General features: G+C 46.6%; 10 protein-coding genes and 1 pseudogene. 10 read left to right on the plus strand and 1 reads right to left on the minus strand.

All coding sequences use genetic code 11. From position 1 onward, the window contains the following. On the plus strand, positions 1-372 hold a 372-nt coding region (locus BM299_RS18165), incomplete at its 5' end, for an RNA-guided endonuclease InsQ/TnpB family protein (RefSeq protein WP_165608332.1). Between the two features lie 425 nt (positions 373-797). Here the strand turns inward: BM299_RS18165 and BM299_RS18170 are convergent. Continuing rightward, positions 798-1559, minus strand: a complete 762-nt coding sequence (locus BM299_RS18170; RefSeq protein WP_092487811.1) for a GntR family transcriptional regulator — start codon at positions 1557-1559, stop codon at positions 798-800. 267 nt (positions 1560-1826) lie between these two features. On the opposite strand from BM299_RS18170, the gene BM299_RS18175 reads away from it, so the two are divergent. The 9 genes and pseudogenes from BM299_RS18175 to BM299_RS18215 all read left to right on the plus strand — a co-directional run. After that, the gene (locus tag BM299_RS18175; RefSeq protein WP_131820686.1) at positions 1827-2618 is read left to right on the plus strand and encodes a gamma-glutamyl-gamma-aminobutyrate hydrolase family protein; all 792 of its coding nucleotides are present in this window, start codon (positions 1827-1829) and stop codon (positions 2616-2618) included. Position 2619: 1 nt separating this feature from the next. After that, a complete protein-coding gene (locus tag BM299_RS18180) occupies positions 2620-3990 on the plus strand; it encodes a TRAP transporter large permease subunit (RefSeq protein ID WP_092487817.1) in 1371 nt (456 codons plus the stop codon). Positions 3991-4002: 12 nt separating this feature from the next. Beyond that, complete coding sequence (locus BM299_RS18185; protein ID WP_092487820.1) at positions 4003-4278, plus strand: hypothetical protein; 276 nt, start codon at positions 4003-4005, stop codon at positions 4276-4278. Positions 4279-4365: 87 nt separating this feature from the next. Continuing rightward, entirely contained in the window at positions 4366-5730 is a 1365-nt protein-coding gene (locus BM299_RS18190; RefSeq protein WP_092487823.1) for an acyclic terpene utilization AtuA family protein, read from the plus strand. Positions 5731-5744: 14 nt separating this feature from the next. Further along, complete coding sequence (locus BM299_RS18195) at positions 5745-6068, plus strand: DUF4387 domain-containing protein (protein WP_092487826.1); 324 nt, start codon at positions 5745-5747, stop codon at positions 6066-6068. Between the two features lie 156 nt (positions 6069-6224). Then, positions 6225-6518, plus strand: a complete 294-nt coding sequence (locus BM299_RS18200; protein ID WP_092487829.1) for a hypothetical protein — start codon at positions 6225-6227, stop codon at positions 6516-6518. Between the two features lie 120 nt (positions 6519-6638). Further along, positions 6639-7982, plus strand: coding sequence for a 23S rRNA (uracil(1939)-C(5))-methyltransferase RlmD (rlmD, locus tag BM299_RS18205; RefSeq protein WP_092487832.1), 1344 nt, complete (start codon positions 6639-6641; stop codon positions 7980-7982). Positions 7983-8108: 126 nt separating this feature from the next. Continuing rightward, positions 8109-8480, plus strand: a complete 372-nt coding sequence (locus tag BM299_RS18210; protein WP_245779860.1) for a recombinase family protein — start codon at positions 8109-8111, stop codon at positions 8478-8480. 234 nt (positions 8481-8714) lie between these two features. Then, positions 8715-9030, plus strand: a pseudogene (locus BM299_RS18215) (IS1634 family transposase); the annotation flags it as partial.

Here is a 9030-nt window from a genome sequence, read left to right on the forward strand (position 1 = left end):
ACTAAGCTTCACGACAAGATAGCCAACCAGCGCAAGGATTTCCTGCATAAGACTTCTTACGGCATAGTCCAAAAATATGACTTAATAGCCGTGGAGGACTTGTCAGTCAAAAACATGGTTAAAAACCGTCATTTAAGTAAAAGTATTGCCGACGCCGGGTGGGGAAAGTTCGTGGACTACCTGGAATACAAGTGCCTAAAATATGGCAAGTCATTCGTAAAAGCTCCAGCCAGTGGAACATCCCAAACCTGCGTGTGTGGTGCTCACGTACCCAAGGACCTGAGCGTTAGGGTGCACAAGTGCCTAGAATGCGGTTTGGTTGCAGACCGGGATGTGGTTTCAGCGATGGTGATACTTCAAAGAGCAAGTTAAGTTTTTGTGATTCAGTAGGGCTGGTAGCACCCGAATTTACGCCTGGGGAGATTGCATAAGACCTCAAAGGCTGCGGTCGATGAACCAGGAAGCTCCCGCCTCTTAGCGAAGCGTAGGCGGGAGAGGCTTCACAATCCTGAATAGTTGCCGAAAATATATGGCTTTATGTGCATTTAACCAGAATAAACCCAATACGTGACGCATGGCCGGGTTCAAAAAAATTGGGAGCCAGTATGAAGCTCCCGGTTTTTTTTGTTAAGACAGTATAACAAAAAAAAGGGGACTGGCTCCTTTTTCGTATTTTGAAAAAGGTGCCTGTCCCCTTTTTTGTGAATCGGTGCCTGTCCCCCTTTTACCGGAGCCAGTCCCCTTTTTGTTTTTTAATTTATTGACTTTATTTTAAAGCAACTCTTAAGTTTTAGCATCTAGTCGTTTACAAAATGATTAGCCGGCCGGGTGATGTGGAAACGATATTTTTCCCCCCGGTAAGCGGCTATTCTATACTCGGTGGGGCGGCCTTCCACTGTATAAACTACGGTAGTCACCTGTAACAGGGGGTGACCGGGTTTTATATCCAGCATTTTGGCTGCTTCCTTGTCGGCCACGATGGCCTCGAAAGATTGGGTCAACATGGAAGGTGTTACGCCACTTATTTCGTTATACAAATCGTAGGTTGAAAAAGATTTGCCCTTACGGGCTTTGTCCCGGGCCAATTCAACCATTTGGGAGCCGATTGATTCCGGAAAATATGAATTATATAAAACCAGTGGTTCTCCGTCGCCCAGGCCCAGCAGGCGTAGGTGAACGGTATTGGTTTCCAGGGGGATGGCCAGCAAGGTAGCCAGGTTGAAATCGGCAGGTAGCAGGCTGTGGGATAAAAACACTGTCGAGGGTTTTATCCCTTTCCGTCGCAGGGTTTCATCAAAGGGGGTAACGGTGATCAGTTCCTGTTCCACCCTGGGGTTGGCCACAAAGGTACCTTTACCATGGCTCCGGTACACCAAGCCTTCATTCACCAGTTCAGCCAGCGCCTGTCTTACGGTTATTCGGCTTACATTGTATAATTTGCACAGTTCGTTTTCCGAAGGTAGCCGGTCGTTGGGCTGCAGCATGCCGTTTTTAATTTGTTCTTTCAGTAATTCCTTTAACTGTAGGTAAAGTGGAATTGCTTTTTCGTGGGACAGCATTTTTATTTTGCACTCCTTTGTGCTAAAGATAAAACTTGTCTTGGTTTGCAAACTATACTGATTATAACATAATTATCATGTGGCTTTATAAACAAGTCTAAAAAGATAGTTTTTTTAAACAAAAAATATAAAAAATTTTAAAAAATAAGGAGGAAATAAAAAATGCTATATAGAAAAAATATTTAAAGAGGTTATAACATGTAATAATAAGTTTAGGTTTTTTATAAAGAACAACTATGATTACAAAGTAAGGGGGTAACCGGTTTGATGAGTCGTCAGGGTGAGCGCACAGAAAACATAATACCATTAATTGGTGTTACTACTCACGTTGATACCGGCAGCAAGTACGATCTATTCCCCGGGCGGGCATTAAATTATATGGATAGAACATATGCTGATGTGTTAATTGCCCATGGAATGTTGCCGGTACTAATCCCTGTAAATATGGATAGTAACTACATTAACTTGTTGTTAAGAACAATAGGTGGTTTAGTTTGTACCGGGGGAGGTAAAATCCCTTCCCATATATTGAATCAAACAGAAATACCGGGGCTTCGCGATACCGCTCCGGAAAGATATGAGTTTGAAGAATTATTGTTTGCAAAGGCATTGGAAATGGATATGCCAATGTTGGCAATGTGCAGGGGAATGCAAACTATTAATGAGTTGCTCGGTGGGAGTTTATTCTTGAAAATTTCACATAATTCACCATGTGCAATGGAACATAATCAATTAAAATTGTCAATACCGTTGGAAGAACCGTATCACCAAATATTTATTGATAAAGAGAGCTATCTTGCCAGAATTTTAGGTCAGACAGAAATATATGTTAATAGTTGGCACAGTCAGTCAGTAAAACAACCGGGTAAAGGGTTAAAAGTTGTTGCGCGTTCAAAGGATCACATAATAGAAGCCATGGAAAGTGAGGTGAATAGCTTTGTCTTGATGTTACAATTTCATCCTGAAATATTGGTAAGAAAGCAAAGGGTCTGGAGTAATTTATTTACCGAATTTAGGAGGCGAGCCATCATCTTCAAGCAAAGAAAGGAGAGTGTTTAATATGTATATTATGGGTATTCCCCAAGAAGTTTTTTATTTAATTGAGTTGCTAATTTTTATAGTTATTCTTTTTATGGTATTTAAGCGACCAATTTATGAAGCAATAGCCTTGGGGTTTCCATTTACAATTATAATGACCCAAAGGTATGATTTATTTTGGGAATATTTGATATATCCCACAAAGAGCTCTTTATTTTATATTATTGTTACATTTTTAGTTCTTGCACATATTCTCAACCTAACTAAAGTTGTTGAAAAACTAATTAACTTAATTATTGCAATTTTTGGTCGTTTCCCTGGCGGGGCAGGATATGTATCGTTGTTTGGAAGTAGCGCAATGGCTATGATGTCTGGAACCGGCCCGGGTAATGTTGCAGCAACCGGGGTTTTTACAATACCAGCCATGATTAAAACCGGTTATCCCAGAGAGTTAGCCGCCACCACTGAAATGTCATGCAGCACTTTGGGTAATCAAATGGGACCGGGATTAAACCTTGTTGGATTCGGCATCCTGGCCAGCCTTTATCCTGATAAGTATTCATTATCCGCCTTTTGGCTTGCTTTATGGGTAGTGGGAGGGTGGCTTATCATTCAGAGAATGGCTTTTTTATATGGATTTGCAAAGTATTATAATATAAAACCCATTCCGAAGGAAGAAAGGCCCGGTTTCTCACAATCACTTAAAGAGGGATGGAAAGCGCTGTTAATTCCAATTCTCATTTTATTGCCACTTCTTATAGACTCCACCATGAAGCCATTTGTCATTTCACGGTTAGGTGAAGCAGGGCAACAGGCCTTTTCCGGTACGTTGTTAATGTTTGTGGCCGGGGTTGCTTGCGTTTACGCCCTATACATTGGCAGAGATAATATTCCTGGCGGATTTAACGCTTCCAGTATTGCACAGCTGTTTAAAAATACTTTAAAAGGGGTTGTGCCGGTATCGGCGACAATTTACTTTGCTTATGCAATTTCGGTTGTATTTAAACAAATTGAAATGCAGGATGCCGTTCAGCAATGGTTTTTAAGTTTTGGTGTTGGGCAACTAGGGTGGGCAATTTTAGTGGTGTTATTTACTGCCTTTTTAGGAATGATATTGCCGGGTTCAGCGCAAGTTGCCATACTGGGAGGAGCGATAATATCAACAGGCGCTGCAGTTGGTTTGGATCCTTTTGTTGTCGCTGCAGTTATGCCAGCTATAACCGGATGCATGGAAGGGATGACCCCACCAATGGCACTATGTATGTATGCAGCCATGGGTATTGCCAAATCCGGTTTTAAAGAGACTGCCAAACTTGCCTACATTTGGATCTTCGGACATATGGTTATGGCTGTAATTCTTTTGTTGGGACTGTTGCCGTTGTTTGTACATTAGGAGGGGATAGTTATGAAAAATCAAATACACTCCCTGTTAGTTAATATTTATGGAATTACGGTTGCCGTAGCAGTTATAGCCGGAGCTGTAGTAGGAGTGCTTTTCTTGCTGGCTTTTATTATCAATGGTCAAATTGCGGCAAACATTTCAGTTTTTAATTTGTCTATTATGGAGTATAGTAAAAAAATAGCATGTTTAGCAATACTGGTAGGATTAATTGATTTTTACCTTTTGAAGGAGCATCATTTAACCATTGATTACGATGAAGATAAGCTGCAAGAACAATAATGGTTTTAATTATGCTTATAGAGGTATTAAATATTGAAATATGTTGTTATAACATGTTATAAAAAATAGCAGGGGAGTGTGATTTTAATGAGCAAAAAACCGTTACGATTCCTTTGTCCCAACGGGCACCTGGGCTTTGCGCCGATTAAAACCGGCAGTTTCTACCGCGGGGTGGCCGCCAAACCGGATTTTATCCTGGCCGATTCCGGGAGTGACGATATCGGCCCGGTTCCCTTGGGCGACGATATATGCGCCAGCCCGCCGGAGTGGCAAAAGCACGACCTGGAGGTAATGTTGGTGGAAGCCAGGAAGCTGGGCGTGCCGATGATCATCGGGTCTGCCGGGGATACGGGCACCAACAGCCGGGTGGATATGTACGTAGAAATCATCAAGGAGTTGGCCGCCAAGCATAACATGCCTCCGTTCAAACTGGGCTATTTTTACTCGGAACTGGACGGGGACTACCTGCTGCAAAAAATTAAGAGCGGCAAGGTTATTCAGGGTTTGGACGGTCGCCCGGACCTGACGCCGGAGGACATTGAAAAAACGAACCGGATAGTGGCCGTGGCCGGGGTGCACCCGTATATGAAACTGTTGGATATGGGGGCTGATGTCATCATCGGCGGGCGTTCCAGCGACTGCGCCATTTTTGCCGCCCCCGCACTGCGGGCCGGATTCCCTGAAGCATTATGCTACTACCTGGGTAAAGTTATGGAATGCGCCTCGTTCTGCTGCGAGCCCTACGGGGGCAAAGAAACTATTATTGGGACCATTACCGAAGAAGACGTAAAGGTGACGGCTATGCACCCCGAACAAAGGTGTACCGTTGCTTCGGTGGCGGGTCACGCCATGTACGAAAGGTCAAACCCCTTTTATGAATACGTGGCCGGCGGAATGTTGGACATGAGCAACTGTAAGTATGAACAGTTTGATGAAAAAACCTGCCGGATTACCGGGCCGCAGTTTGTACCGGCGGAAGAACTGCGGGTCAAGATCGAGGGAGCCGGCAAGGTGGGGGAAAGGTATATCGGCATTGCCGGTGTCCGCGACCCCTACACCATTGGACACATTGACGAGGTTATCGCCTGGGCCCGGGAACAGGCCGTGGAAAGATTCGGCAAGACCGGTTACGAACTGCATTATCGGGTATTCGGCAAAAACGGCGTGATGGGCGATCTGGAGCCGGTCAAAGAAATCCGTTCCCACGAACTGTGTGTGATAGTGGAGGGTATTGCCCCCAGTAAAGAAATGGCCCATGAAGTGTGTATGACCGGAACCAGGCAGATGTTTTACGCCCGGTTGCCTGAAGTGAAGGGGACCGCCGGCGGGGTGGCCTTTGTACTGGATGAAGTGTTGCCGGCCAGCCCGGCTTATACCTGGACCATGAACCACACCGTGCCGGTTGATGACCCGATGGAAATGTTTAAAACCCATTTGATTGAAGTCAAGTAACGGGGGGTATGGAAATGGAAACAAAAAAACTGGTGGAACTGGCCAAAACGATTAGGAGCAAGAATGCCGGCACCGATAAAATTACCTTCGATATAATTTTTCGGGAAAAGGAGAATTACGAACTGGTCAAAAAAAGCAACGTTCTGACCAGGGAAACGATTTGCCGGCTTTACGGGATCAGTGAGGACAGAATTTCCGACTTTGTCGCCTTCGATCCGGCTTATGCCATTAAATTCACTATCTATCGGGATAAACCCAGCGGGAGTCCGGGGGAAGGGGATATTTTCGGTTGTCAACAGTACCCGCCGCTTTTAGATCTGGAAATACCGTTGGAATAATGTAACGTTTAGAGCCAACCAGACCCGGCTGTTTAGCGGTTTGGTTGGCTTGTTGATTTTACCGCTGGCCATTCTTTTGCGGCAATTGACCGGTATTCATGAAATTATTCCAGTCAATAGTATATTATAGAAAAAAGTGCGAAGAGGTGAATTCCAGTGTTGAGCGATCTCTTGCAGTATTTGAGAGCGGAAGCGGCAAAAAGGGATCCGAGGATTACCGGACTGGAATTGGTGTTAGTGGATAAAGGGCAAAACAGGTTGCACCTGGTTGTAACGGTAATGTGCCCGGAACGGCGGGAGATGCGGCTGCCGGTGACGGTTTCCCTGCATGATGTGCAGGCGGGCAATGTATCCCGGGTTACGGGGTTGATTCTTCAGGCGGTGGACCTGGGTACATGGGGTCCCCGGGATTTTAAACAGGTGCGTGATTCTGTTTCGGTTACAGCATAGCGTGGGTGAAAAACCTGTCCTGATAAGGCAGGTTTTTCACTTTGCCGGGCAAAAATATTAACAAAGGGAATCAAAGTATAATTAAACACCCGGCACTACCGGGAATTGGAGTGACATGCTTTGCAAGAGAGCCAAATAGTAAATGTGGAAATAACGGGAATCAACCACCGGGGCGAGGGGGTTGGCCGCGCGGAGGGTGTGGTAATTTTTGTACCCGGTGCCGTGCCGGGGGAGCGGGTGACCGTGCGAGTGGAGGAATGGCGCAAAAACCACGCCTACGGAGCGATTCTGGAAATTGCCGGTAATACAGATCAAAGGCAAACGCCGGCCTGCCCGGTGTCGGCTCGCTGCGGCGGCTGTACTCTGCAGCATATTGCCTACGCGGAACAATTGCGGCTGAAAACCGAATTGGTCAGGCAAGATATGACCCGCATCGGCGGCGCCGCCGGCGTGCCGGTGCGCGATATTATTGGGATGGCGGACCCTTGGCACTACCGGAACAACGTACGGTTCAAGGTGCGACGGCGGGCCGGGGAAGTGGAACTGGGTTTTTTTGCCCGGGGGTCACACCGCCTGGTGGCGGATGAGGGAAGTGACGGCCCCAACCTGTGCCTGCTGGCCCACCGGGATTTGAACCGCGTGGCGGCGCAGGTGCGGGACATTTTGACGGGGTGTCCGGCAGCAACCCCGTTGCCGGCGGAAATCATGCTGCGCCGGGGCAGCACCGGTGAAATAATGGTGGTTTTAATCGGAGATAAGGGTCAAGCACAGGGATTTATAACACCGGCAGAAAAAATGGCGGGTATTCCCGGAGTGGTGTCGGTGGCGTGTCATATGCGCGCCGGGGGAAAAAGGCCGGGGGGGCGTTTTAGCACGCTGGCCGGCAGGGATTATGTAGTGGATGAACTGGACGGGCTAAAGTTTAAAATTTCCGCGCCGTCTTTTTACCAGGTGAACCCCGCCCAAACCGCCGTACTGTATAGGCAGGCGCTGGAATATTGCGCCCTGCGGGGTGGTGAAGAGGTGGCCGACGCCTACTGCGGTGTAGGTACCGTTGCACTGTATGTGGCTCGATATGCGGGCGCGGTGCGGGGCTATGAGGTGGTGCCCGGTGCGGTGCGGGACGCCGGGACCAACGCCGCCCTGAACGGGCTGGTCAACACCCGTTTTTATGCCGGTGTGGTGGAACGGGTGCTGCCGGCACACGTGGCAAAGGGATACCGCCCGGACGTGGTGGTGCTGGACCCACCCCGGAGCGGCTGCCGCCCCGAGGTGTTGGACGCGCTGGCCGCCAGCGGGGCGGGGCGGGTGGTTTACATATCCTGCAATCCGGCCACCCTGGCCAGGGATGTCAAACGCCTGACCTGTCTGGGCTACTCGCTGCAGGAGGTGCAGCCGGTGGACATGTTTCCTCATACCATGCATGTGGAAGCCATAATCCTGTTGCAACGTCAAAAACCTTGATAAATAAGGGGGTTGCGGGATTGTGACTGAAACATGCTTTGACGTGAGAGGATACTTTCACGTCTTTTCTTTTTGGTAGAATATAAATGGGTTATCCCATTTTACATAGATAACTAAGGAAGGCAAATGAAGAATGTAAGGATTGTACCCGCAATACCCAAAGAGAATAAAAAGCTCAGGGTTGCTGCCTATTGCAGAGTTAGTATATCCGGACCGGAACAGCTGCGCAGCCTTGAGATTCAGATTAAGACTTATACGAAGATGATAAAAAGCCATTCTAACTCGCTTTTCGCTGGTATGTTCTATGACATTGAAAGCGGACTGCGACGAAGCGGTAGAACCGGACTGGACAAAATGCTCAGGAAAGCGGCGAAAGGAAAAATCGATTACATCATCACAAAGTCAATCAGCAGGGTATCAAGAGATACCCTAGCAGCAGTTTACGAATTATTGAGAGTTATTTCCAGTTTTAATGATTGCATGGGTCACATTTTTTAACAAAAACTGTTTATTTCCAGGGCCGAATTAGCTGGTACGGAATAACATTTATGGTACTTATGAAGCAGAAAATGTATTACCCTACTCTATAATTATATTTCAATCTTTAACAGTCCAAATGACCCATAAAAATACCCTAAAATATTGACTTTTTTCATTTATTGGCAGGATTTTTACTCTTCTTGGACGAAGTATGTATTACCCTACCATATTTCGCCCGGGAGGTATGCCCAAGTGGCCTCAATCATTAAAAAGAAAAAGAAGAATCAGTTTTATTATTATATTGTGGAAAGTCAACGGGTTAACGGCAAGCCCCGCATTGTCTGGCAAAAATACCTGGGAAAAGTAGAGGACATTGCGAGGGCTATGAGTAACCCTGAACAGTTAACTCCACCGAAACACGCTAAGGTCTTTGAATTTGGAGCAGTTGCTGCTCTACTAACAGTGGCGGAACAACTGAAAATTGTCGAAACCATTGATAACCACATACCTAAAAGAGAGCAGGGCATTAGCGTCGGTGAATATATGTTAATTGCAGCCATAAACCGCG

The sequence above is a fragment of the Desulfoscipio geothermicus DSM 3669 genome, from assembly GCF_900115975.1.
GTDB classification, from domain to species: domain Bacteria; phylum Bacillota; class Desulfotomaculia; order Desulfotomaculales; family Desulfallaceae; genus Desulfoscipio; species Desulfoscipio geothermicus.